The following is a 23,467-nucleotide window of genomic DNA, read 5'->3' on the forward strand; positions in this document are numbered from 1 at the left end:
GTTGATACATTCGTGCCTGCAGGACAGTGACCCACTGTAGGCACGAATTTATTCGAGGTGTGCAAGATAGCTGAAAACCAGCCGGGCTCTCCACATCAGGAAGTCCGGCTGTTTTGTTTTGACCGTCGGTACACGTTATCCACAGGAGCGTGGGCAATGCGTTGGGGTGCTTATTTTGCTGTTCTGGCCTCAGTCCTGAGTGTCGGATTGGCCTTGGGCGTGAGCATGCCGTTGGTGTCCTTGCGTCTGGAAAGCTGGGGCTACGGCTCTTTTGCCATCGGGGTGATGGCGGCGATGCCAGCGATTGGCGTGCTGGTCGGGGCGAGTTTCACCAGCCGGCTGGCGGCGCGCTTCGGAACGCCACTGCTGATGCGTTTGTGCTTATGGGCCGGGGCGTTGTCCATCGGTTTGCTGGCCTTGTTACCCAACTACTGGGTGTGGGTGGTATTGCGCCTGCTGATCGGGGTCATCCTGACCATTGTGTTCATCCTCGGCGAAAGCTGGATCAATCAACTGGTGGTCGAGCGTTGGCGCGGCCGACTGGTGGCGCTGTATGGCAGCAGTTATGCCCTGAGCCAACTGGCCGGCCCCTTGCTGCTGGGCATTATCGGCGCCGAAGCGGATTACGGATTCTGGGTCGGCGTTGTGCTGTTGCTCGGTTCGCCGCTGTTGTTGCTGGGACGTACCGGCGCACCCAGCGCCGAAGCCTGCAACGTGACCTTCAACGATCTGTTTGGCTTCTGTCGAGGCCTGCCAGCGATTGCCTGGGCGGTGGCACTGTTCGCTGCGTTCGAGGCAATGATTCTGACCTTGCTACCGATTTACTGCCTGCGCCAGGGCTTCACCCCGGAAGTCGCCTTGTTCATGGTCAGCACGGTAGTGGTCGGTGATGCGCTGCTGCAATTGCCGATTGGTGCGCTGGCCGACAGGGTTTCTCGACGCACGCTGTTTTCGGGCTGTGCGCTGTTACTCATGCTGTCGAGTCTGGCGATTCCGCTGTTGCTTGATACCGTGCTGATCTGGCCGGTCTGGGTGTTGTTTGGCGCCAGCGCCGGTGGGTTATTCACCTTGTCGCTGATTCTGATCGGCGAGCGATATCGCGACGACGCACTGGTTCGTGCCAACGCGCATATCGCTCAGTTGTGGGGGATAGGCTGCTTGCTCGGGCCACTGGCGGCGGGTGCGGGTAGCCAATGGGTCAGTGGGCATGCCTTGCCGTTGCTCATGGCGGCGGGGGCCTTCGGCCTGGTAATTTTGTCTCTGCGTCGAGGTGCATTCGGTGTGCAGCCTGCTGTGGCTTAACGCCCTTGCTCCTGGCCCACGACGCAGCCCCGAATTGCGGGGCAACCGTCAGCTGGCGGTCGGCTCTGACTCGGCGAGCAGGCGCAGGATGGTCGAGCCCACCTTGCGTACGGCGTCTTCGACCTGCGCGGTCGGTTTGGCCGCGTAGTTCATCCGCAGGCAATTGCGGTACTTGCCGGACGCCGAGAAAATGCTGCCCACCGCGATCTGCACCCCTTGGTCGAGCAAGGCACGGTTCAGGCGCAAGGTGTCGAAATCTTCCGCCAGCTCGACCCACAACATAAACCCGCCTTGGGGCCGACTGACGCGGGTGCCGGCCGGAAAGTAGCGCATGACCCAATCGGTCATCTGATCGCGCCCGCGCTGATACTGCCCGCGCATCCGCCGTAAATGCGGTTCGTAGTGCCCGGCTTGAAGAAACTCGGCAATCGCCAGTTGCGGTTGGGTGGCGGTAGAACCCGTGCTGATGTACTTCATGTGCAGCACCCGCTCCAGATAGCGCCCCGGCGCGACCCAGCCAATGCGCAGCCCTGGCGCCAGGGTTTTCGAGAACGAGCTGCACAGCAGGACGCGACCGTCTTCGTCGAAGGATTTGATGGTTCGCGGTCGCGGATAGTTGTAGGCCAGGTCGCCATACACATCGTCTTCGATGATCGCCACATCAAAGCGTTGAGCGAGGGTCAGCAGTGCTCGTTTGCGTGCCTCGGGCATGATGTAGCCCAGCGGGTTGTTGCAGTTGGGCGTCAGTTGAATGGCTTTGATCGGCCATTGTTCCAGTGCCAGCTCCAGCGCATCGAGGCTGATGCCGGTGATGGGATCGGTGGGGATTTCCAGGGCTTTCATGCCCAGGCCCTTGAGTGTCTGCATGGCGCCATGAAAACTCGGGGAGTCCACTGCCACGATGTCGCCCGGCTCACAAATGGCGCGGATGCTGGTGGACAGCGCCTCATGGCAGCCGGTGGTGATCACCAGGTCGTTGGCCGAGAGATGGCACCCGGAATCCAGAAGCAGGCGCGTCACCTGATCGCGCAGGCTTTGGGTGCCGTAGATGTTGTCGTAATACAGCCCCGGCATGTCCTGACGTCGACTGATCTTGGCTAAGGCGCGCAGCAGGGGTTTGAGGGTCGGGCTGCTGACGTCCGGCATGCCGCGCCCGAGCTGGATCACATTAGCATTGGGCACGCTGCGGATCAGCTCGAGGACTTGCTCCCATTGGGAAATTTCGACGGGTCGTTGCGCCGGTCGTCCCACCACCGGCAGGGCAGGAATCGTACGCCCGGACGGGACGAAATACCCTGACTTAGGTTTCGGTAGCGCCAGCCCGTTGTCTTCCAGTAAGCGATACGCCTGCTGCACGGTACTCAAGCTGACCCCGTGTTCCATGCTCAGCGCACGGACCGAGGGCAGTCGGTCTCCGGGGCGATAAAAACCGTTTTCAATGCGGGTGCCGAGCAGGGCGGCGAGGTTGACATAGAGCGTCATTACGTACTCTCGATGGCGATCGATTCAGTTGACCAGTACAGATGCCACTAAAATACAGGATTCAGCGTCGAGATGGGGTTGTCTGTATGGAAGTAATAATATTTTTTTGAATCTGTAATGGATTTGCTCGGCCCGTCATCATGAAATCACACGAAGGCGCTGATGGAGGGTTCGGGACATGAACGGGTTGAGCGATGTACGGCTGATGCTGCATAGCCAGGAACTGCATGAGGGGCAAGCGCCTCGCGTGCAAAAAAGCACCCCGCCGGGCTTCAGCCGTTGGGGTGTGTTCCGCCATCGCTGGGTGACCCGCAAAGCGCTGCTCGACCTGGATGCCAAGCAGCTGTGCGACGTTGGCATCAGCCTTGAGCAGGCCCGGGCGGAGGGCCTGAAGCCGTTCTGGAGAGGTTGAACGACGCCTTGCGATCAGCGCCGATGCCTGGCCGCCGAGCAAGGTTCGGTCGGGCGGCGCTGTTGCGTGGGGCTCAAGTGAGGCAAAATCACGCTCTAGTCTTTCTTTCGGTAAACGTCTCGATGAGCTGCAACAGCCAGAAAATCCGCTTTCTTCGGCAGCAGATCCCGTCTTTCGAGTGCGTGCCTGGCTGCCACGACTGCTGCGGTCCGGTCACCACCTCATCCGAAGAGATGGCGCGCTTGCCGCGCAAAACTGCCGCTGAACAAGAGGCGGCCATGGATGAGCTGAACTGTGTGCACCTGGGGCCAAATGGTTGCACGGTGTATGAAGAGCGTCCGCTGATCTGTCGGCTGTTCGGCACCACCCCAACCCTGCCATGCCCCAATGGCCGTCGGCCGGTCGAGATGATTCATCCCAAGGCAGAAAAGCAGGTCCACGAATACATCGCGACCACGCGGCAGGTGTTGGTGTAGAAAGCACGACCGCTTCGCGGCCGATCGCGCTCCTACAAGTACAAAGCCGGACTGTAGGAGCAACTGTCTTCACGCCTCCAATTTCGTCAGCCCAGTCGACGAAGATCTCCCGTGTCACTCCGGAATCGGCAGGTTAAGACTCTCTTTCACTTCTTCCATGACGATGTAGCTTTTGGATTCGCGCACGTGCGGCAACTTGAGCAGGATGTCGCCGAGCAGTTTGCGATAGGACGCCATCTCTGAAATCCGCGCTTTCACCAGGTAATCGAAGTCGCCGGACACCAGGTGGCACTCCAGCACATGGGGCAGTTTCAGGACTGCGCGGCGGAACTCCTCGAACGTGTCGCCGGACTTGTAGTCCAGGCTAATCTCGACGAACACCAGCAGGCTGGCCTTGAGGTTCTGCGGATTGAGCCGGGCGTTGTAGCCCATGATGATGCCTTCGCGCTCAAGCCTGCGTACCCGCTCTGTACAGGGCGTGGTCGACAATCCCACCCGTTCCCCCAGCTCGGTAAATGAAATCCGCCCGTCCGCCTGAAGGATGCGCAGGATGTTGCGGTCGATCTTGTCCAGCTCACGTTTTGACTGGTGCTGGGTGCGCATGGGTAAACCTCCTCTACTAAAGCCGTTATTGCCGAGAATTCTCGCCAAATATAGGTGTTTATATAGTGAAAAGCACTGGCCAATGCTTTTTATACTGCGTACATCTTCGCTCTGAACAACAAACGTCAGCGGATATCCGCGATTGAGGTATTTAACATGCGAGTTCTGGTCCTTGGCAGTGGCGTGATTGGTACGGCCAGCGCCTATTATCTGGCCCGCGCCGGATTTGAGGTGACTGTGGTCGACCGTCAGCCTGCGGCGGCCATGGAAACCAGTTTCGCCAACGCCGGCCAGGTTTCGCCAGGCTATGCGTCACCGTGGGCTGCGCCTGGCGTGCCGCTCAAGGCGATCAAATGGTTGCTGCAACGTCATGCACCCTTGGCGATCAAGGCGACGGCAGACATTGATCAGTACCTGTGGATGGCGCAGATGCTGCGCAACTGCACCGCCAGCCGTTATGCAGTGAACAAAGAGCGCATGGTGCGCCTGTCCGAGTACAGCCGCGATTGCCTCGATGAGCTGCGTGCCGAAACCGGTATTGCTTACGAAGGCCGCAGCCTGGGCACCACTCAGTTGTTCCGTACTCAGGCACAGTTGGACAACGCCGCCAAAGACATTTCGGTGCTGCAACAATCCGGCGTGCCTTACGAACTGCTCGACCGCGCCGGCATCGCCCGGGTCGAGCCCGCGTTGGCCAACGTGACGGGTATTTTGGCCGGCGCATTGCGTTTGCCGAACGATCAGACCGGTGATTGCCAGTTGTTCACCACCCGCTTGGCGGAAATGGCGGTCAAATTAGGTGTCGAGTTCCGTTTTGATCAGTCCATCGAGCGCCTCGACTTCGCAGGCGACCGCATCAATGGTGTGTGGATCGACGGCAAGTTGGAAACCGCTGATCGCTACGTGCTGGCGCTGGGCAGCTATTCACCGCAACTGCTCAAGCCGTTAGGCATCCGCGCGCCGATTTACCCGCTCAAGGGTTACTCCCTGACTGTGCCGATCACCAACCCGGCCATGGCCCCGACGTCGACCATTCTCGACGAGACCTACAAGGTGGCCATTACCCGTTTCGACAACCGCATCCGCGTTGGCGGCATGGCGGAAATCGCTGGGTTCGACCTGTCGCTCAACCCGCGTCGGCGCGAAACACTGGAGATGATCGTCGGCGACCTCTATCCTCAGGGTGGTGATTTGACTGAGGCCACTTTCTGGACCGGCCTGCGCCCAACCACGCCGGACGGCACCCCGATTGTGGGTGCCACGCCATTCCGTAATCTGTTCCTCAATACTGGCCACGGTACACTTGGCTGGACTATGGCCTGCGGCTCTGGCCGTTTGCTGGCCGATTTGATGGCCCATAAAGCACCACAGATCAGCGCCGAAGGCCTTGATATTTCTCGTTATGGTAAAACCAAGGAGATCGTAAAACATGGCAATCCTGCGCCAGCTCACCAATGATCGTATGAGTCAGCTCGTTGTCCACAACAGCACCGTGTACCTGTCCGGGCAAGTGGGTGACGATATGGCTGCCGGGATCGAGCAGCAAACCCGCGAGACGCTGGCCAACATCGAGCGTCTGCTGGACTTGGCCGGTACCGATAAAACCCGGATTCTGTCGGTGACTATCTACCTGAAAGACATCGACGCGGATTTCGCCGGCATGAACAGTGTCTGGGATAAATGGCTGCCAAAAGGCGTTGCGCCAGCCCGGGCAACGGTCGAATCGAAGCTGTGCGAACCGGAAATCCTGGTCGAGCTGTCGGTCGTCGCTGCACTGCCATAATCCGCAAGAACCTTCGCCTGATGCCTGTTTATGGGTGTCAGGCTTTTTTATTCTCATTTGCCTCAGAAGCCTGCCGCCATGCGTCCTGCCCGCGCCCTGATCGATCTCCAAGCCCTGCGTCACAACTATCAATTGGCCCGTGAAACCGCTGGCGCCAAAGCGCTTGCAGTGGTCAAGGCCGATGCCTACGGTCACGGAGCGGTGCGTTGCGCGCAAGCTCTGGAAGCTCAGGCTGATGGGTTCGCCGTGGCCTGCATCGAAGAAGCGCTGGAGCTTCGTCAGGCAGGGATTGGTGCGCCGATCTTGCTGCTTGAAGGTTTTTTCGAAGCCAGCGAGCTGGCGCTGATCGTCGAGCATGACCTCTGGTTCGTGGTGCATTCGCTCTGGCAACTCGACGCCATTGAGCAGGCGAGTATCGGCAAGCCGCTGAACGTCTGGCTCAAGCTGGATTCGGGCATGCACCGGGTCGGCTTGCATCCCGCCGATTATCACGCGGCTTACCAGCGCCTGTTGAGCAGCGGCAAAGTGGCGAAAATCGTCTTGATGAGCCATTTCGCCCGCGCCGACGAACTGGATTGTTCGCGCAGCGACGAGCAAGTGGCGGTATTCAATGCGGCCCGTCAGGGTTTGTCCGCAGAAGTCAGTCTGCGCAATTCGCCCGCCGTCATGGGTTGGCCAAAGGTACCCAGTGACTGGGTCCGCCCCGGCATCATGCTCTACGGCGCCTCGCCGTTCGATAAACCACAGAGCCTGGCTGAGCGTTTGCAGCCGGTGATGACCCTGGAATCGAAAGTGATTTGCGTGCGCGAACTGCCGGCTGGCGAACCGATTGGTTATGGCGGTGGTTTCATTACGGATCGCTCGATGCGCGTCGGGGTCGTGGCCATGGGTTACGCCGATGGCTATCCCCGTCAGGCGCCAACCGGCACCCCGGTATCGATTGATGGCCAGCCGAGCCGGTTGCTGGGTCGGGTGTCGATGGACATGTTGTGCGTGGATTTGACCGACTTGCCACACGCCGGGCTGGGCAGCCAGGTCGAGTTATGGGGCAAGAACGTGTTGGCCAGCGATGTCGCCGCTCACGCCGGAACTATCCCGTATCAAATATTTTGCAACCTGCGCCGCGTACCAAGGCTCTATTCCGGAGCCTGACAGGCGGTCGTCGGTCGCTGTTGGCAAAATTTCATCCCACACTGATAAGCCGCTAGTCCTTTTACGAATACGTTACGGGTCGAAGTGTTGTAAATACTGAACGCTGTTGCCATCATACCGTTCATAACGACCATAACTGATCAATAGGAGGACTCGCGCATTGGACGTCGGTGAACGACTGCAATCCATTCGAAAGCTCAAAGGTCTCTCCCAGCGTGAACTCGCCAAGCGAGCGGGCGTGACCAACAGCACTATTTCCATGATCGAGAAAAACAGCGTCAGCCCCTCGATCAGCTCTCTGAGAAAGGTGCTGGGCGGCATTCCGATGTCCATGGTTGAGTTCTTTTCGGAAGAGCAGGAGCAAGAAAATCCGACTCAAGTGGTTTATAAAGCCAGCGAGCTGATCGATATTTCGGACGGCGCCGTCACCATGAAGTTGGTCGGCAAGGCCCATCCGGGTCGGGCCATCACTTTCCTCAACGAGATTTACCCGCCTGGCGCCGATACAGGGGATGCGATGCTCGTTCATGAAGGCGAAGAAACCGGAATTCTGCTAGAAGGTCGGTTGGAACTGGTGGTTGGCGTCGAGACGTTCATTCTCGAAGCGGGCGACAGTTACTACTTTGAAAGCACCAAGCCACACAGGTTTCGTAATCCTTTCGACGTAGCGGCGCACCTGATCAGCGCAGCAACCCCCGCGAATTTTTGATTGAAAGCTTCATTCACAGGCGCTGCTTCTCAGTGATGAAAGCACCAAGTGCCCATTTTCAGGGCCTGACACTGGATAAATACCCCTGCGACTATAGGGTTGTTTCAGAGTGGCGGGCTAACCGTTATACTTGCGCCCGCCCGCAAAACCGTGGCCGCGGGCGTGACTAGCCACCATGAGGGTGTACGCGTGAACCTGATTAAAAAAATGCTGGCAGTACAAGCTGCCGTATTGGTCTTTTGGGCAGTCGGTGCTCAGGCTACGACAAACGACGATTTGGCCAAGCGGCTGGAGCCGGTGGGTCAAGTCTGTGTGCAGGGTAAAGAGTGCGCCGGCATGGACGTCGCAGCAGCGGCGGGTGGTGCAGGTGGTGCCAAGTCCGCAGATGACATCATCGCGGGCCATTGCAACGCGTGCCATGGCACCGGTTTGCTGGGTTCGCCGAAAATCGGCGACGCTGCTGACTGGGGCAAGCGCGCTAAAGAACAAGGCGGTCTTGACGGCCTGTTGGCTAAAGCCATTACCGGCATCAACTCGATGCCGCCAAAAGGCACCTGCGCAGATTGCTCTGATCCAGAGCTGAAAAGCGCAATTCAGAAAATGTCCGGCCTGAAGTAATTCAGCCGGATGCAAAAACGCCGACTTCGTGTCGGCTTTTTTGTGGGCGGTGTCTAGGCCTGAAACAGGTTGACACTTCCTGGCAGCATATTTGACTTCCCGCGTCGCGCAAAAAACCTGTATGAGCGCGCTTGCCCGCGATCGCTTCGGAGTCGCGCTCGACCGCAGCAGTCGCAAAACCAGAAGTCCCGGGTCTTTCAGTTAAACCGCGCTCTAAGGCCTGCACAACACGAGGTCTTAGTCCCTGCAGATGGACGGCCACGAGGGAATTAGTCCTGGTCAGAAAGCAATTTTTTTAAATACTGACCATTGGAATTTATAACGGCTTTATAAACGCTATAAGACTCCATATCGCAGGCTATAGCGGCCTCCAAAACGCCATCATGCAAATGCCTCAGGTCACAGTTGGGAATTGACATGATGATCGGAGAGTGTGTCGCAATTATGAATTATGAATTATGAATTGTGAATTTTGCTTCGCTAGTTCGACAATCCTAATGATAAAGCTAAGTTGGCGAGTCGGATGAAGTGAAACTTCTGGTTCGTCCAAAATATAAATGCCATTTGGTTTGAATCTATTTTTATATAGCGCTTCCATTGCCTCTCCATGAGACATGAAGTGGAGATCTCTCCCTCCATAATAAGTTTTTATTTCAGGGTCAAAACTTCCCTCATCGTCCAGTCGTCTAATCTCTGTGCTCAAATTATAAAAAGTCTCTGCTCGATAAAAGAAGAGATCTTTTTCTTTTTTATACCCTTTAGAAATTATAATGTGCTCATGTAAATCTGAATGGGTCTGCTCGGTGTTGAATCTAAAGTTTTTGCCACCGCCCTCAGGATTGCATCCCAATTTGACGGCAATGGACTCAAGCAGTGTTGACTTACCTGCTCCGTTGTCGCCAACAATAACCGTTATAGCGCTGTTCAATGTTAAAGGGAAAATGTTATCAATTGGGCTCGCGGGCAGGGCTCCAGCCTTCAGTCTTATTTCTTTAATGAATGCAGCGGTCATCAGACCCCCTTAAATATCCTGGTTATTGAATTCTTTGTCCCGATCAACGATAGCGAAATGTGTATGGAGTGGTTTGCACCCAAAGCAAACATGCCGATATAACCTAAATAGTAGATCAGGTCGGGGCCGAGTGTCATTGGAGATAAAAATGCGATGAGCAGTAGAGACATTGCGATAATTACGGCTACAAAGATTTCGGGCCCACTGGTAAGGGAAATGCTAAGCCATTCATATCTATATCGAGTTTTTATAGATTTTTTTAGATGGTAGTTGTTTATTTTGGCCTTCAGAATGAAATGAGGGAGGGGGGCCGACGATGCATGTTTAAGATGGATTATTGAAGATTTATATTTTTGCTCCTGCTCAATTTCAAGCTTGTACGCATTACTAACCTTATTCGCAGAAAAAGTTATATAGAAATATGAGAGCGCAAAAAATACCAGTAGAGGCCCTGCCATGAAGTAGTTTTCAAAAGTTAGTAAAATAAAGGTAGCCAGTGTCAAGCAACCCGAAGCGGTCAGCTCTAAAACCTGTATTACACTTGAGGCAACACGCCCAGATTCTTCCTTTATAAGCGTGGCTAGTTTGCCTTTATCATTTGATAGATCGTTGGTAGATATATGCTCTATTATTGATAGTCTTATTTTTGCTTCTAGAAATTGGTTTAGGGTCTCGGAGCAACCCTGCATTGCCGCTTTACAAAAAAAAGTCAAAGCCAGTATGGGTATTATAAAAGGATTTGGATCCGATTGTATTGTCGCCTTAATACCACTGCTGATTAAGTAGGGCACTGTAATCTGCAGTGATGCCGCCAGCAACGATACGGTTATACTTATAATGATAATTATTCGGCAGTTTTTTATTATTTTATTCATGTGCTTTTTCTCTGCCATGTAATGCGTGCACTCTTGATCTCCTGTAAAGTGCTTCTGCCGTTGAAAAATAAATTCCGATCAGAAATCCGAGAGGTATTAATATCCGTTCAACGTACATCGTCGATGCTATGAACTCACCTGTTGTTAAGGCGTTTATAGCTAGCAGTTCACTACCGATGTATAGCAATAGGGATATTCCGATGAGAAAAGATAGCCCTGAAATTGCTTCTAAGGACGATATTTTCAGCTGTGTCCGCCATAGCGTATCAAGTACTGAGGTCTTTAAAGTTTCAAACTCTATAAAAGGACGGCTGGTTTTCGTGTGTGTAGCGGAAAGTATTTTGCTGGTCAGAGCGGTATTTTCTTCAATATATTTTCCGTAAGCGTTGTTCAAAATTTTTCGAGTGAGGATATATATGGCTGACGAAAATGCTATCGCCGCGATTGGCGCAATTGAAAGTAGATAGTGATAATTGAATATGGTTATGAAAGCCATGAGTATCGCCGCAATACTTGTACTGATGTCATAGTATATGTTGTGATGCAAGTATATTGATCCGTCTATATCATTATCAATGAACTCTATTATGTCACCCTCAGATAGTGATTCTTTGTCATGCTGTATGAGGAAGTTCACGGATCTTTGTTTCAACTCCAATCGGGTGGAGGCGTTGGACCGGGCTAAGTAAATTTTGGCGCCGAATCTTATGCACGGAGCTAGAATGAAGGCGCTGCAGGTTGCCAAAAGATATAAGATCGGTAGTTCATGATTTTTTTGATAGTAATCGATTGCTTGTCCCAGGAAAAATGGGGAGCTCAAGTTTACACTAGCTGAAGCTACCCCGAGGGCGATAAAGCCAAAATTATGAATCATTATTATAGATAGTTCATTTGATGGATGAGAAAGGGGAAATTAAACGACTCGTTTAAAATTCCAGATGCCCCTAGAATGGCCCCGGTTTTACCTACCCATAGACCTAATGGATCTGCAGCCCTAGATCTCAATTCACGTACATCGTGCTCTGCCAATAAAGGTAAATTCAACCACTTATAAACCCTTATATCGGATAGCGATGCGGGATAAAGTTTTTTTATAATATTCAGTAAGCCATATGCGCCATGACACATAGAGTCATTTGTAGGTCGTTTCCGTTGAGTCAGATTTTCATAACTAAAAAATGATGATGGTGGGTTCTCTGTTGTGAAGGACAATGCCTGTTGTACGTTATGCTCTGCAAAGTAGTGAAGGGCAAGATAATTTCCCGGTAACCCGTGGCTCCAAGAAAACTCACCATTTTTTGATTCAGATCTTCTACGATAGTCGGGCCAGTTTTTAATGCTTTCATCATATTGCTCTAACTCCCAATCTAGAAAATTTATGAAGGTATTATAAGTTTCAGGGGCGTGATTAATAGTTTTGTAAAAATAAAATATTGAATATGCACACCCCATAACGCCATGAGAAATTCCGGAGAGAAGGGAGTCATCACGAGTTGTAATGGATCTGTCAAATTGAACAATTCGTCTTCCATTCAGCAGTATCAACTCAGAGTCAATTTTTCCGTATAATTTATTTGCTAGTCTACTAAATTCTATATCTTTTGTGAGCTCAAAAAGTTTAGTCAGGACACTAAGCGTCCCAAACATACCCGAGAGAAGATCTGCGCCCCAGTAATATTTTTGCCACCAGTCTTCCGACATTGCTGTGTCAAGATAGCTTTGGTATTTTAGCAATAATTCATCGTGCCGACAGTCTTTGAAATATTTGAGACTGATTGCGAGAGGCAAAATTGAAGACGAAATGCCGAAATGGGAACCCCCTAAGTGCGATCCCGTGTTGTCTAATTTTGTGTTAACTCGTACGTATGTTTCATCTAATAATTTTTTTATACCCTCTGTTGGGAGAGGGGTGATATTGTGAATCATCACTAAGCCGTAAACGATGCCTGAAAGTCCGTAGTATAGGTCCTCTCCAAGTTCTGAATATTCGATGTATCCACCTGGCGATGCGTGAAATCCGTACCATAGGCCGTTATTGGAAAGCTCAAGCGCAATTTTTTTCGTCAAAAACGTCAGATTTGCTTGTTGAGAATTTTTTATATTTTTGAGTGTTTCCGGGAGGGAGGCCGAGATACAATCAGTAGAATCAGAGTCTCTAAAACTGTAGGTTGTTAGTTTTTTCCCGTGGTCGTACATAAAACGCATTGCAGTCAAAGTATTATTTATTTGCGTGAGTTCAAAACTGCATCTGCTTTCCGTGAAGCTTTCAATATAATCAATGCTATTTGAAAGTCCATCCAAATAAGTGTCTGGGGAAAGGTGGCCTTCACCTGAGTAATGAGGTTCGGAAAAAGATAGTGCGCCAACACTGCTTTTTGCATAAGGAATATCTAGGTTTAAAAGTGCCTTGACCTCTGCCGATAAGAAACCTATTGCCGGGGCATTGTCATTATCGAGGATTTTAGTTAAAAAGGTTTTTCTTTCTTCGGTTGAGCGCATTAGAGAAGCGTGCAGTGAACATTGAAGTGCATAGTGGTAGGTCGCGGTGGGGCGTGGAACATAACGGCATGGAAGCCCCTCGAATGATCTAATTTTTTCAATCACGTAACGTTGATGTTTTTTTAGTGTGGAGAAAAAGCAATTAAATCCTTCCCGTAGCTCGCTTCCATAATCCCAAGGATTGACGGCTTGGTCGTCTAAGTAAAGTACATTTTCACCAGGGAAAATTTTTACCCCATCCGTACCGAATTTGCCATCGCCATTATCGTCCTCTAAGTGCTGGTACAAGTTCAAGCTAACGTATTGCTCTTTTAGACCGCCTAACGCACTCAAATCTACCCCAATGCCATCTGTTCCCTTCCAAGTCCAATTGGGGAGAATACTGGTCTGCGCGCTATTCCAGCGGACTTCTTTTGGGATACTGCTAATGTTTAGTACGCAATAAAACATTGTCTCTAGGTCTATGGGGGTAGGATTACACCCATTACAGATTAAATTATCTGAGGTTATATCAGATGTTGTGAGCGCGGTACAATACCCTAAGAGAAAGCCTGCGCGCTTATAATAGGTACGTACGTCCGAAATGTTATTGGCTGGCGCGTGGGGAGTGTATTTTGCCCATCCGTAATTGGATCTGACTATATATAATGGAACCTCCCAAGTTGTATAGTCATCTCCGGCTTCTTTGCATAAATATTCTAGAAGTTCGGATGCATGATGTTCAAGAGCAAGATTTCTAGGTTTATAAACTACCTTGCTTCCATTAGAAAAAGTTAAAATACATACTGTAAGGGAGCCGTTATGGGTTTCACCTTCCGACGGAGCACATTCGAGAAGAGAGCAGGAAGAATTTACCTTTGTTAGCGTTTCGAAGACTGCTCGATCCTCTGTGAAGCGCATTGCGAGAAAACGGGTTTGGCTAACAAAATTATCAGTTACCTCCTGAAGTACCCTAGTCAACTCTGGGTACGCTTCAAGAATGTTGAGTAGATACTCAGTATTTCCCCTTAGTAGTCGATAATGCTCTGACGTGCTTAATTTGTGAGGTTTAATCGTTTGATTCAGAATATCCTTTTCGACGGACAGCACATTTGTAGCCGCATTTGTGAGGCGGGTAGAGAGGTTTTGCAAGTAACCGTTAATGATAACTTTTCTTTCATTACTTGTAAGATTCTCTACGTTTTCTAGGAGCTTAGCCGTTTCTTGAGTGTAGTAAGCAAGGTACGGCCAGACTGGACAATCAGTGGTCAGGTTTTCTATTTCACAAGGCTGAAGTTTTAGTATTTCGATGGCGTCTTGCATGTTAATCTCCTTGCATAAATGGCGGCTGTGTAGCAGCCGCCATTTTGATCTTACACGTAGATTTAATCTTACGCGTAAGTCGCGTTGCAGCAGCGACTCCAACACTGAGTGCAACAACTTGTGCACGGTCGAGTTCCACTACTTGCTGCCGTAAGATTACTATATGCCTGAATCACGAGCGCTGAAATCGGCGCAATTGTGTCAAGCATTATACTTCTGCCATTTTTGATTACATTAAGGTCGACTTGCATGGTTTTCCTCACTAAGTAATGGCTAAAATACTGACTCGATAAGTCGTAGCATTCTTGTCGTGAATGCAGCATGTATTAGCCAGGATAAGTCGTGATTATCGATGACTGTGTATATTTAGCTCAAGAGCTATTCATTGGAGTTCCTCCTAGTGTTGTTTTTTTGGGGAGAGGACTTTTAAGGGGATATGTTTGTGCATGAGATTATTTTTCATGTTCTCTGTTGCTGAGTCAACTGTGTTATTTCCGAAAAGGTTGTAGCCTTTTTCTGAGGCCGTTTCCTTCTGGTGGCTGTAAAGTTTCTTACATGATAATTATTTATGTGCTGCTTGAAGATAGGCTCCCTGGCCGCATAGCTTAACGTACGGTATCTGGTGGGTGCGGTAGATATTTTTCAAGATGGCACACGGGGCAACTTGCGCTTTACCTAGATGTCTCTAAATATTTTGATATAGTAAGGGCGGCGGGCCAAGCGTTAATGTTTCCATTGCAGGGAGGCATACCATTACAATGGTGCGTCTTGCGAATAAGGTGATTATGTGTATGCTAGTTTGCAATGGAGTTGCGAGAGTCCTAGCTCTTTCATTACTTACATTTGCTTGCGGCGTGAGCGCAACGATGCGGTGTGGAACTTCGCTGATTAGTGAAGGTGATTCGGCTCAAGCGATTCTAAATAAGTGCGGTGAACCCGCCAAGAAGACAAGTCAAATTCCGGCAATAAGAGGCAACGGCGTTCCAAAGATGAATGCGGCCAAAATCAGCATTTTGGTTTATGGACCTTATGGAGGTGCCTATCGATATCTCCGGTTTATAGACGACAAACTGATAGCAATCGAGACGAGCAGGAATTGATTCCTGTTCAGACGCACCTATAGGCCATATGGTCGTTACTCGACTGGCATATTTAGCTTCGCATGGAGAAAATCTCCCTCATGCCAGGTCCAACTTTCATCCGATAATAAATCTGGAGAGACCGGATGCCGCAGTCGTGTTCCATCGAACAAGCAGTCGATCAGGTGCTCGCGCAGCTGCCTGCGCATATTCACATGGGCCTGCAGTTGGGGCTGGGCAAACCCAATCGCTTCGTCAACGCGTTGTACGCACGGGTCAAAGGCCTGCCGCACCGACAGCTGACGATCTACACCGCCCTGTGTCTCGGGCGGCCGGAGCTTGGCGAGGGGCTGCAGGGCCGTTTTCTTGAGCCCTTCGTTGCGCGGGTGTTCGGCGATTACCCGGAACTGGACTTCCTTGAGGACCTGCGCCGCGACAGCCTGCCGCCGAATATCCGTGTCGAACAGTTCTTCATGCAGCCCGGCAGCCTGCTCAACAGTCACGCGGCGCAGCAGGATTACGTCAGCAGCAACTACAGTCATGCGGCGCGAGATATCAACGCCAATGGCCTGAATCTGGTGGCGCAGTTGGTCGCTCATGATCCGCAACGCCCTGGCCGCGTGAGCCTGAGTTGCAACTCGGACATCACCCTCGACTTGCTGCCGATGATTGCCAAACGCCGGGCGGCCGGCGAAACCATCCTGTTGCTTGCGCAGATCCACGCTGACTTACCGTACATGCCCGGTGACTCGGAGCTCAGTACGGATGCGTTTGATCTGCTGCTTGAAGAGGAAGAGGACAGCACCTTGTTCTCTACCCCGAACATGCCGGTGGGGTTTCAGGACCATTTCATTGGCTTGCACACCAGTACCCTGGTGCGCGACGGTGGCACCTTGCAGATTGGCATTGGCTCGATGGGCGATGCGCTGACAGCGGCGCTTTTGGCGCGGCAAGCGGATAACGCCACGTATTGCGCACTGCTCTCGGAGCTGGACGCGACCACCTCCTGGCAGGCGTTGATCGAGCGCGAAGGTGGTGTGCAACCGTTTGCTCACGGGCTGTATGGTTGCAGCGAAATGTTCGTTAACGGTTTGCTGGTGCTGGTGGACGCCGGCATCGTGCGGCGCAAGGTTTACCCCGACGCGGCCCTGCAACGGCAGGCCAACGATGGCACGCTGGACGAATCGGTCCATCCCGATGGCGTCATGGTCCACGCGGGATTTTTCCTGGGGCCTCGCAGTTTTTACCAGCGTTTGCGCGAGTTTTCACTGGCTCAGCGTGAGCGCTTCAACATGACCGCCATCAGCTACACCAACGAACTGTACGGCGATGAAGTACTCAAGCGCCTGCAACGGCGCGACGCACGATTCATCAACAGCGCCTTTAAAGTGACGCTGATGGGTGCCGCAGTGGCCGATCAGCTGGAAGACGGGCGGGTGTTGAGCGGGGTAGGCGGCCAGTACAATTTCGTCGCTCAGGCCCATGCATTGGAAGGCGCACGCTCACTGTTGATGCTGCGCAGCTGGCGTGAGTCGGGCGGGGAGGTCAGTTCCAATGTCGTCTGGGAATACGGTCACACCACGATTCCCAGGCACCTGCGGGACATTATTGTCACTGAGTATGGGATTGCTGATCTGCGTGGCAAGACCGACGCCAAGGTGATTGAGGCGCTGCTGAACATCAGCGACTCACGCTTCCAGGAAGGCTTGATCGAGCAGGCGCAAAAGATCGGCAAACTGCCCCGGGACTTTCGCCTCGATCCGCGTTTTAGTGAAAACACCCCTGAACGTTTGCAGGCGCTACAAGCGCGGTACGCGCAGTTGTTCCCGGAATATCCACTGGGCTGTGATTTCAGCGCGGAAGAGCGGGACCTGCTGCGAGCGTTGAACTGGCTGAAAAGCAAACTCAAGCTCACCGAGATTCTGCAATTGGGCAAAGCCACCCTCGACGCGCCGGAGCCGACAGCCTTCCCGGCGCACCTTGAGCGCATGCGACTTCTGCAGCCGCAGGGACTGCTTGAAGAGCTGTATCAGCGGTTGGTGTTGGCGGGGTTGCAGGCCACGGCAATCTCTGGCGTCTGAACTACCGCCTTCGCCAACAAGTTGGCTCCTACATTGGCGAAGGGGGCACCGCAATCAATCCAGAAACGTCACCATCCCACCCGCCAGCGATTTCACGCGGGCGAGGGATTCGACGCGGTAGCCCTGGGCGTCGAGTTCGGCACGGCCGCCCTGGAACGATTTCTCGATCACAATGCCGAGTCCGGCAACGCTGGCGCCGGCTTGTTTGATGATCGAAATCAGCGCCTGCGAAGCCCTGCCGTTGGCCAAAAAGTCATCGATGATCAACACGCGGTCGCTGCTGGTCAGGTGCCGAGGCGAGATGGCGACCGTGCTGTCGACTTGCTTGGTGAACGAATGCACCGTCGCCGACAGCAGGTTTTCGGTCAGGGTCAGCGAGTGCTGTTTGCGCGCAAAGATCACCGGCACGCCCAGTTTCAGGCCGGTCATGATCGCAGGCGCAATGCCCGAAGCTTCAATGGTGACAATCTTGGTGATGCCCGAATCAGCGAACAGCGTGGCGAATTCGTTGCCAATCAGCTGCATCAGTGCCGGGTCGATCTGGTGGTTAAGAAACGCGTCGACCTTCAGCACCTGGTCAGAAAGGACGATGCCTTCTTCGCGAATTTTCTTATGCAGTGCTTCCACGGTGGTTCCTCAGGCAGCGCACATGTGCGCAATAAATGATCAATTTAGCGTTTGAGCATGGCGCGAATATCGGCCAATGCTGTATTGCCGCGAACGGCTTTCACTTCTACCGGTGTGTCGTCGTTGCCTTCCCAGGCAAGGTCGTCCGGCGGCAGTTCATCGAGAAAGCGGCTAGGTGCGCAATCAATGATCTCGCCATATTGCTTGCGCTTGGCGGCAAAGGTGAAGGCCAGTGTTTCCCGTGCTCGGGTGATACCAACGTAGGCAAGGCGGCGCTCTTCCTCGATCGTATCGGCTTCGATACTGGAGCGGTGCGGAAGGATTTCTTCCTCCATGCCCATGATGAACACGTAGGGGAACTCCAGTCCTTTGGACGCATGCAGGGTCATCATTTGCACGCCTTCGGCACCGTCTTCCTCTTCCTGCTGACGCTCGAGCATGTCGCGCAAGACCAGCTTGCCGATGGCCTCTTCGATGGTCATTTTGCCGTCGTCGTCTTTCTCTAGCGTGTTCTTCAGCGCTTCGATCAAGAACCAGACGTTTGCCATCCGGTACTCGGCGGCTTTTTCACTGGAGCTGTTCTGCCGCAGCCAGTTTTCGTAATCGATGTCCATGACCATGCTGCGTAGCGCAGCGATGGGGTCGTCTTGCGAGCATTGCTGGCGCACGCCATCCATCCAGCGTTTGAAACGTTGCAGGCGGTCGGTGTAGCGACTGTCCAAGTGCTCGCCCAAGCCGATTTCATCGGTGGCGGCGTACATCGATATCTTGCGCTCGGTGGAATAATTGCCGAGCTTTTCGAGGGTGGTCGAGCCGATTTCACGGCGCGGCACGTTGATCACGCGCAAGAAGGCGTTGTCGTCGTCCGGGTTCACCAGCAGGCGGAAGTAGGCCATCAGGTCTTTCACTTCCTGACGCCCGAAGAAGCTGTTGCCACCCGACAGGCGATACGGAATCTGGTGGTGTTGCAGCTTCAGCTCGATCAGCTTGGCCTGATAGTTACCGCGATAGAGAATCGCGAAGTCGCTGTAGGGCCGGTCGGTGCGCAAGTGCAGGGTGAGCAGTTCCACCGCGACGCGTTCGGCTTCGGCGTCTTCGTTGCGGCAGCGGATCACACGGACTTCATCGCCGTGACCCATGTCGCTCCACAACTGCTTCTCGAAGGCGTGCGGGTTGTTCGAAATCAGCACGTTGGCGCAGCGCAGGATTCGGCTGGTGGAGCGGTAATTCTGCTCGAGCATCACCACCTTGAGCGACGGGTAATCATCCTTGAGCAGCATCAGGTTTTCCGGGCGCGCGCCACGCCAGGCATAAATCGACTGATCATCGTCGCCTACCACGGTGAACTGATTGCGCATGCCGATCAGCAGTTTCACCAGCAGGTACTGACTGGCGTTGGTGTCCTGATATTCATCCACCAACAGATACCGAACCTTGTTTTGCCACTTCTCCAGAATGTCGGCGTGTTCCTGGAACAGCTTCACGGGCATCAGGATCAGGTCATCGAAATCCACTGCGTTGTAGGCTTTGAGCGTGCGCTGGTAGTGGGTGTAGACAATGGCTGCCGTCTGTTCCTTGGGGTTGCGCGAGTTTTCCAGGGCCTCGGGCGGCAAGATCAGATCGTTTTTCCACGAGCCGATCATGTTTTTGATTTCGTCGACGCCGTCGTCGCCGGAGTATTCTTTTTGCATGATGTCGGTCATCAGGGCTTTAACGTCGGTCTCGTCGAAAATCGAGAAACCGGGTTTATAGCCCAGCCGCGCATGCTCTTTGCGGATGATATTCAGGCCCAGGTTGTGGAAGGTACACACCGTCAAGCCACGCCCTTCGCCGCCCTTGAGCAGGGTGCCGACCCGCTCTTTCATTTCCCGCGCGGCCTTGTTGGTAAAGGTCATGGCGACAATGTGCTGCGCCCGAAAACCGCAGTTCTGGATCAGGTGCGCGATCTTGCGGGTGATCACGCTGGTCTTGCCGGAGCCAGCACCGGCGAGCACCAAAAGAGGGCCGCCGACGTAGTTCACGGCTTCTTGTTGCCGAGGATTGAGTCGGGACATGACAGAAAAAGGGTCGCTTGCGAAATGGGCGGGCATTTTAACAGGCTCACGCATTTGTGCAGTCATCGTCCGACACTGTGACGTACCTCGCGATCTATATTTGCCGGTTTTGTTACTTTCGCGCAGGATGCGCAGTGGATTGTGTGCAATGTCTGAAATAAAGCGGAATCACCAACGGTTTTTTGTAAGTAGGGAGCTAGTTTGTCTACGCCTGTCGATCCTTTGCGTTTGCTGCTTCTGGCCCAAGAGCCGGAATGGACGGCGTTATTGCAAGAGTGCTTGGCTCCTTTGGGAGATGCGGTGGTGCTGGTCTGCGCGTCGAGCTGGGAGGACGTTAGTAGCCTGTTCGACGACGAACGAAGCGCTTTGCTCCTGACGACGCCACTGCTTCAACCGGCGCCGGGGCGCTGCAAGTTGCCGGTGGTGATGCTGCTTGAGCACGAACCGCTCGAACCTCCGGTGGGCGCCAGCGATTGGCTAGTGCTCGATGCGTTGAGCATCGACACCGTACGCCGTTGCCTGCGTCATGTACGCGAACGCGGCGTGTTGGAAAACACCCTGCAACGTCTGGCCGAGCAAGACCCGCTAACCGGCATCGCCAACCGCCAGGGTTTCCAGACTTTATTGGCGGCACGCCTGGCTGAAAACGAAGGCCGCGGCCTCGCGCTTGGGCATCTTGATCTGGATAACTTCCGCCACGCCAACGACGCGCTGGGCCATCAGGCGGGTGACCGATTGATCCTGCAAGTGGTCTCGCGGCTCAGAAGCCAGTTAGAAGCCGGCGATCAATTGGCGCGACTGGGCAGTGACGAATTTGCGTTGTTGATCGACACTCGTCGCGCACCGCAACGCGCTGAATGGATGGCCGAGCGCATCACTGAAGCCTTGTCCGAGCCTTATTGGGTCGATGGCGAAAGCCTGCTGATCGGTTGCAGCCTGGGCATTGCCTATGCTCGGGCCCAGGCCGGTGCCGATCCGTTGATGTGGCACGCGCATATCGCGATGCAGCAGGCCAAAAGCACTCAAGGCTGCACCTTTCATGTCTTTAACGAACGCATTAACCGCAATGCCCGCGGCCTGGTCGATCTGGAAGGCGAGCTGCGCAGGGCCTTGCGCCGTGATGAGCTGGAGCTGCATTACCAGCCACGCCTGTCACTGGGCGATGGGCGTATCGTGGGTATCGAAGCGCTGGTGCGCTGGCGCCACGCCGAACGAGGATTGCTACCGCCCAGCGAGTTTGTACCCTTGGCCGAGCAAAGCGGTTTGATCGTACCTTTGGGGTACTGGGTCATCTCGCGGGCCTTGCGCGACATGCAAGCGCTGCGTGAACGCGGGCTACCTGCGCTGCACATGGCGATCAATCTGTCGTTCCGCCAGTTTCAGGACAGTCAATTGCTGTCGACCCTGAGCCGTTTGATCGCCGAACGTGGCGTCGATGCCCGCTGGCTGGAATTCGAGCTGACCGAAACCGCCGTCATGCGTCGCAGCGATCTGGTCAAGCAGACCATGGATGCACTGGGTCGGCTGGGCATACGTTTTTCGCTGGATGATTTTGGCACCGGTTTCTCGTCGTTCGTGCACCTCAACAGCCTGCCGATTGCGTTGCTCAAGGTCGACAAAAGCTTCGTCGGTGGCATGGAGCTGCGCGAAGAAAACCGCAAACTGGTACACGCCATGATCAACCTGGCGCACAACCTTAGCCTGGAAGTGGTCGCCGAAGGTGTCGAAACCCCGGAGCAGTTGGCGCTGCTGCGTGATTTTGGGTGCGATCAGGTTCAGGGCTACCTGATTAGCAAGCCGTTGCCGTTGCCAGAGTTGGTGGATTATTTGATGTTCGGCCGGCATGAAAATTTGGGGCAGGCGCAGACTCTCTAAAATCGTGTCGAGCCCTTCGCAGGCAAGCCTCACTCTGTGGGAGCAGGCTTGCCTGCGAAGGCGGTGTGTCTGACACCCAACAACCGTGCAGTCTTCCTTTCAAACGCCACCGTCAGTGCCAGCGCTGCGCAGGCCAGCCCCAGAGCCAACCCCCACCAGACCCCAATCGCACCGCCCTGCGCATAAAAACCGAAGAGCCAGGCTGCAGGCGCGCCAATCAGCCAATAACAGGCGAGGCCGATGACGAACGTGGTCTTGGCGTCCTTGAACCCCCGAATTGCGCCCATGGCCAGCGTCTGTGTGCCGTCGAACAGTTCGAACCATGCTGCGATCGCCAGCAGCTTTACCGCTAGATCGACCACGTCGCGGTAGGCCGGATTGTCGGTGTCGAGGAACAGGCTGACGACTTGATGCGGTGCCAGCCAGAACAACAGCGCGAAGCCGAGCATGATCAACGCCCCGAAGGCAATGCCCACACGCCCGGCCAGTCGCGCCTGGAGCAGATTACCCGCGCCATAGTGCTGACCGATACGCATGGTCATTGCGTAGGAAATCCCCACGGGCACCATGAACGCCATCGACACCGACTGCAGGGCGATCTGGTGCGCGGCCATTTGCGTACTGCCCATCGCGCCCATGCAGAACGCTGCGAACGTGAACAGGCCAATCTCGACCGCATAGGTGCCCCCAATCGGCAAGCCGAGGCGCCACAGCTCTTTCAAATAAGTCAGCGAGGGGCGCATCAGGCCCTGGCGAATGGGATACGGCGCATAGGCCGGGTGCTGGCGGATATGCAGGGCCAGGAACAATGCCATGCCGTTGGCAACCACTGCAGTGACCAGGCCGATGCCCATCAGGCCCAGATGTGGCAGGCCGAACAGGCCATGGATAAGTGCATAGTTAAGGCCGAAATTCAGTGCTACGCCGCCCAGGCTGATGACCATCACCGGGCCGGCGCGCCCCAACGCGCTTGTGAAACCGCGCAAGGCCATAAAGGACAGGAAGCCGGGCAGGGCGAAGGGCAGGGTGATCAAGAATTGCCCTGCCATGTGTACGTTCGCCTCCTCCTGGCCAAGCCTGAGCAAAACCGGCTCAAGGTTCCACAGCACCAAGGCGGCGATCAGCGCCATGCCCCACGCCAGCCAGAGTCCCGCCTGAGTCAGCCGCGTAGCGCCTACATTGTCGCCGGCACCGTGACGGATCGAGACCAGCGTGCCGACTGCGGCGATAACGCCCACGCAAAAGAATGAAATCAGGTTGTAACTGGCCGCACCCAACCCGCCACCGGCCAGGGCTTCCGGTCCCAGATGGCCCATCATCACGGTGTCGGTGAACACCATGAGCATGTGCGCCATCTGCGAGGCAATCAGCGGCCCGGCCAGGCGCAGGATGGTCCTGAGCTCTTTGATCCAGGGTGCTTGAGTGGCGACGGATTGCATGGGCGTGGCGCTCGGTTTACAGGGTTTTGTGAGCAACTGATTCTCGACACTTATAGGCGTCGGCACAAAGCGATAAACCTGATCCTT

At 54.0% G+C, this 23,467-nt stretch carries 20 protein-coding genes; 11 read left to right on the forward strand and 9 right to left on the reverse strand.

The window, feature by feature from the left end; all coding sequences use genetic code 11:
- Positions 1-156 precede the first annotated feature (156 nt).
- Positions 157-1,302 carry an MFS transporter gene (locus AC1ME2_RS14445; RefSeq protein WP_480434774.1) on the forward strand — a complete coding sequence of 382 codons (1,146 nt, stop codon included), beginning with the start codon at positions 157-159 and terminating at the stop codon, positions 1,300-1,302.
- Positions 1,303-1,350: 48 nt separating this feature from the next.
- Here the strand turns inward: AC1ME2_RS14445 and AC1ME2_RS14450 are convergent, their stop codons facing one another.
- A complete protein-coding gene (locus tag AC1ME2_RS14450) occupies positions 1,351-2,784 on the reverse strand; it encodes an aminotransferase-like domain-containing protein (RefSeq protein ID WP_480434775.1) in 1,434 nt (477 codons plus the stop codon).
- A 178-nt stretch (positions 2,785-2,962) separates the two neighbouring features.
- On the opposite strand from AC1ME2_RS14450, the gene AC1ME2_RS14455 reads away from it, so the two are divergent.
- Positions 2,963-3,196 carry a DUF1127 domain-containing protein gene (locus AC1ME2_RS14455; RefSeq protein WP_480434776.1) on the forward strand — a complete coding sequence of 78 codons (234 nt, stop codon included), beginning with the start codon at positions 2,963-2,965 and terminating at the stop codon, positions 3,194-3,196.
- Positions 3,197-3,318: 122 nt separating this feature from the next.
- The gene (locus tag AC1ME2_RS14460) at positions 3,319-3,672 is read left to right on the forward strand and encodes a YkgJ family cysteine cluster protein (RefSeq protein WP_480434777.1); all 354 of its coding nucleotides are present in this window, start codon (positions 3,319-3,321) and stop codon (positions 3,670-3,672) included.
- A gap of 114 nt (positions 3,673-3,786) precedes the next feature.
- Here the strand turns inward: AC1ME2_RS14460 and dadR are convergent, their stop codons facing one another.
- The gene (gene dadR, locus AC1ME2_RS14465; protein WP_322184564.1) at positions 3,787-4,275 is read right to left on the reverse strand and encodes a transcriptional regulator DadR; all 489 of its coding nucleotides are present in this window, start codon (positions 4,273-4,275) and stop codon (positions 3,787-3,789) included.
- 156 nt (positions 4,276-4,431) lie between these two features.
- Here dadR and dadA point away from each other — a divergent pair, with 156 nt between their 5' ends.
- The 5 genes from dadA to AC1ME2_RS14490 all read left to right on the forward strand — a co-directional run bounded on the left by dadA (position 4,432) and on the right by AC1ME2_RS14490 (position 8,537).
- Positions 4,432-5,733, forward strand: a complete 1,302-nt coding sequence (dadA, locus tag AC1ME2_RS14470) for a D-amino acid dehydrogenase (RefSeq protein WP_480434778.1) — start codon at positions 4,432-4,434, stop codon at positions 5,731-5,733.
- The gene (locus AC1ME2_RS14475) at positions 5,705-6,058 is read left to right on the forward strand and encodes a RidA family protein (protein ID WP_219063038.1); all 354 of its coding nucleotides are present in this window, start codon (positions 5,705-5,707) and stop codon (positions 6,056-6,058) included. The genes dadA and AC1ME2_RS14475 overlap by 29 nt, the downstream gene beginning before the upstream one ends.
- A gap of 78 nt (positions 6,059-6,136) precedes the next feature.
- On the forward strand, positions 6,137-7,210 hold the full coding sequence (alr, locus tag AC1ME2_RS14480) for an alanine racemase (protein WP_480434779.1): 1,074 nt from the start codon (positions 6,137-6,139) through the stop codon (positions 7,208-7,210).
- Positions 7,211-7,370: 160 nt separating this feature from the next.
- A complete protein-coding gene (locus tag AC1ME2_RS14485) occupies positions 7,371-7,919 on the forward strand; it encodes a cupin domain-containing protein (RefSeq protein WP_480434780.1) in 549 nt (182 codons plus the stop codon).
- A gap of 189 nt (positions 7,920-8,108) precedes the next feature.
- On the forward strand, positions 8,109-8,537 hold the full coding sequence (locus AC1ME2_RS14490) for a c-type cytochrome (RefSeq protein ID WP_480434781.1): 429 nt from the start codon (positions 8,109-8,111) through the stop codon (positions 8,535-8,537).
- Between the two features lie 442 nt (positions 8,538-8,979).
- Here the strand turns inward: AC1ME2_RS14490 and AC1ME2_RS14495 are convergent, their stop codons facing one another.
- Genes AC1ME2_RS14495 through lanM form a run of 4 tightly spaced genes read right to left on the reverse strand, consistent with a single transcriptional unit; the run spans position 8,980 to position 14,225 of the window.
- Positions 8,980-9,549, reverse strand: coding sequence for an AAA family ATPase (locus tag AC1ME2_RS14495; protein WP_480434782.1), 570 nt, complete (start codon positions 9,547-9,549; stop codon positions 8,980-8,982).
- Positions 9,549-10,424, reverse strand: a complete 876-nt coding sequence (locus AC1ME2_RS14500) for an ABC transporter ATP-binding protein (protein ID WP_480434783.1) — start codon at positions 10,422-10,424, stop codon at positions 9,549-9,551. Before AC1ME2_RS14500 ends, AC1ME2_RS14495 begins: the two co-directional genes overlap by 1 nt.
- On the reverse strand, positions 10,417-11,298 hold the full coding sequence (locus AC1ME2_RS14505; protein WP_480434784.1) for a 6TM ABC transporter family protein: 882 nt from the start codon (positions 11,296-11,298) through the stop codon (positions 10,417-10,419). Before AC1ME2_RS14505 ends, AC1ME2_RS14500 begins: the two co-directional genes overlap by 8 nt.
- A 2-nt stretch (positions 11,299-11,300) precedes the next feature.
- On the reverse strand, positions 11,301-14,225 hold the full coding sequence (gene lanM, locus AC1ME2_RS14510; protein WP_480434785.1) for a type 2 lanthipeptide synthetase LanM: 2,925 nt from the start codon (positions 14,223-14,225) through the stop codon (positions 11,301-11,303).
- Positions 14,226-15,091: 866 nt separating this feature from the next.
- On the opposite strand from lanM, the gene AC1ME2_RS14515 reads away from it, so the two are divergent.
- Positions 15,092-15,325 (forward strand): DUF2845 domain-containing protein, encoded by a 234-nt coding sequence (locus AC1ME2_RS14515; protein ID WP_480442148.1) that lies wholly within the window; start codon positions 15,092-15,094, stop codon positions 15,323-15,325.
- A 125-nt stretch (positions 15,326-15,450) separates the two neighbouring features.
- Complete coding sequence (locus AC1ME2_RS14520; protein WP_480434786.1) at positions 15,451-17,385, forward strand: acetyl-CoA hydrolase/transferase C-terminal domain-containing protein; 1,935 nt, start codon at positions 15,451-15,453, stop codon at positions 17,383-17,385.
- A 54-nt stretch (positions 17,386-17,439) separates the two neighbouring features.
- On the opposite strand, the gene AC1ME2_RS14525 is transcribed toward AC1ME2_RS14520, so the two are convergent.
- Complete coding sequence (locus tag AC1ME2_RS14525) at positions 17,440-18,012, reverse strand: xanthine phosphoribosyltransferase (RefSeq protein WP_480434787.1); 573 nt, start codon at positions 18,010-18,012, stop codon at positions 17,440-17,442.
- A 44-nt stretch (positions 18,013-18,056) separates the two neighbouring features.
- A complete protein-coding gene (gene rep / locus AC1ME2_RS14530) occupies positions 18,057-20,066 on the reverse strand; it encodes a DNA helicase Rep (protein WP_480434788.1) in 2,010 nt (669 codons plus the stop codon).
- Between the two features lie 201 nt (positions 20,067-20,267).
- On the opposite strand from rep, the gene AC1ME2_RS14535 reads away from it, so the two are divergent.
- The gene (locus AC1ME2_RS14535) at positions 20,268-21,941 is read left to right on the forward strand and encodes a putative bifunctional diguanylate cyclase/phosphodiesterase (protein ID WP_480434789.1); all 1,674 of its coding nucleotides are present in this window, start codon (positions 20,268-20,270) and stop codon (positions 21,939-21,941) included.
- Between the two features lie 29 nt (positions 21,942-21,970).
- Here AC1ME2_RS14535 and AC1ME2_RS14540 read toward each other — a convergent pair whose 3' ends face one another.
- Complete coding sequence (locus tag AC1ME2_RS14540; protein WP_480442149.1) at positions 21,971-23,380, reverse strand: NorM family multidrug efflux MATE transporter; 1,410 nt, start codon at positions 23,378-23,380, stop codon at positions 21,971-21,973.
- Positions 23,381-23,467 lie beyond the last annotated feature (87 nt).

The organism is Pseudomonas sp. ASL9 (assembly GCF_056680335.1).